The organism is Staphylococcus argensis, assembly GCF_002902305.1.
Taxonomy (GTDB): Bacteria; Bacillota; Bacilli; order Staphylococcales; family Staphylococcaceae; genus Staphylococcus; species Staphylococcus argensis.
The window spans coordinates 1-1786 of record NZ_PPPX01000019.1; the positions used below are offsets into that span (position 1 = coordinate 1).

Annotated in this window: 1 protein-coding gene and 6 tRNA genes; all 7 read left to right on the forward strand. The window is 42.9% G+C overall.

What is annotated here, in order from left to right; genetic code table 11:
- Positions 1-63: 63 nt before the first annotated feature.
- Positions 64-138: transfer RNA gene (locus CD039_RS11395), tRNA-Asn, on the forward strand.
- A gap of 3 nt (positions 139-141) precedes the next feature.
- Positions 142-213, forward strand: a tRNA-Glu gene (locus tag CD039_RS11400).
- Positions 214-218: 5 nt separating this feature from the next.
- Positions 219-294: transfer RNA gene (locus tag CD039_RS11405), tRNA-Val, on the forward strand.
- A gap of 18 nt (positions 295-312) precedes the next feature.
- Positions 313-397 (forward strand) — tRNA-Tyr (locus CD039_RS11410).
- 7 nt (positions 398-404) lie between these two features.
- Positions 405-479, forward strand: a tRNA-Gln gene (locus tag CD039_RS11415).
- Position 480: 1 nt separating this feature from the next.
- A tRNA-Lys gene (locus CD039_RS11420) sits at positions 481-553 on the forward strand.
- 419 nt (positions 554-972) lie between these two features.
- Positions 973-1786, forward strand: an 814-nt coding sequence (gene rocF, locus CD039_RS11425; RefSeq protein ID WP_103372466.1) for an arginase, incomplete at its 3' end; no start/stop codon positions are given.

The following is a 1786-nucleotide window of genomic DNA, read 5'->3' on the forward strand; positions in this document are numbered from 1 at the left end:
TAGCGCCGATGGTAGTCGGACTTACGTTCCGCAAGAGTAGGACGTTGCCAGGCATAGTATTAATCCACAGTAGCTCAGTGGTAGAGCTATCGGCTGTTAACCGATCGGTCGTAGGTTCGAATCCTACCTGTGGAGCCATATGGCCCCGTGGTCAAGCGGTTAAGACACCGCCCTTTCACGGCGGTAACACGGGTTCGAGTCCCGTCGGGGTCATTTGTGGAGGATTAGCTCAGCTGGGAGAGCATCTGCCTTACAAGCAGGGGGTCGGCGGTTCGATCCCGTCATCCTCCACCATTTCAATTTAATAGCTACGGAGGGGTAGCGAAGTTGGCCAAACGCGGCGGACTGTAAATCCGCTCCTTCGGGTTCGGCAGTTCGAATCTGCCCCCTTCCACCATGATTATTGGGCTATAGCCAAGCGGTAAGGCAACGGACTTTGACTCCGTCACGCGCTGGTTCGAATCCAGCTAGCCCAGCCATGAGCCATTAGCTCAGTTGGTAGAGCATCTGACTTTTAATCAGAGGGTCAGAGGTTCGAATCCTCTATGGCTCACTCTTGCACCTTCCTTATTGGGAGGTGCTTTTTTCGTACTTTTATAATTATCTTAGCTCCGTAACTTCGTTTCATCATTGAGGTCTAACTCTCATATTGATTGATCCCCCGTATCATGAACATACCATTTCTCTAATCAAAGGGACTTTCAATAATTACAGATTAAAATGATCGTTTTGCTTTCTTTCAACTTATTTTTCTTTGCTATTTCTTCAAAAAATTTCAGCTTCTCAAATATGAATAGTCATACATTAATTTTATATAAACCTGCAGCTCAAATGAATGTTCAAGCAGCATTCTGATATATTATGTAATTCAACCCATTTTATCAAACCATACCAAAAGTAACCTTAATTGAATGTACTATACGTTTCGTTTATTCTTACAATATATCTAACACAAAGGGGTTGTGATTGATAATGAATAAAATAGATATCATAGGTGCACCTACTACATATGGTCAGCCTAAACTAGGGGTCAACTTAGGACCGGAGGCTATTCGCTATGCTGGACTCGTCAAACGAATTCAAAATTTAGGTCTTGAAGTGGAAGATAGAGGCAATATTGATGTCCCTCGTATTGATTTGGAACGTTTTCATGGGCCGCAAGAAGGTCTACGCAACTATGATGAAATAATGACCGTGTCTAAAAATTTAAGTGAAGCGGTGTCTACTAGTGTTGCGCGTAATCATTTCCCACTAGTTATTGGAGGAGATCACTCTCTAGCTATTGGTTCGATTACTGGAGTGAGCCAACATTACGAGAACTTAGGTGTGATTTGGTATGATGCGCATGGCGATTTAAATATCCCTGAGGAGTCGCCTTCTGGTAATGTACACGGTATGCCATTGCGTGTGCTTGCTGGAGAAGGGGATGAAGGCCTCGTTCAGTTAGGTGGATTTGCGCCTAAAGTGAAACCTGAGAATATTGTCCTAATCGGTATGCGTGACTTAGACGAAGGGGAGAAGCAATACATCAAGAAACATCATATTCAAACTTATACGATGGCAGATATTGATCGTTATGGTATTCAACATGTAATCGAGGAGACAATTAATTATCTTAAAGATAAAACGGATGGCATCCATCTCTCATTAGATGTGGATGGGTTAGATCCAGTGGAAACACCTAGAACAGGTACGCGTGTATTAGGCGGTTTAACTTATCGGGAAAGTCACTTTGCCTTAGAATTATTACATGAATCTCAAATGATTACTTCAATGGATGTGGTAG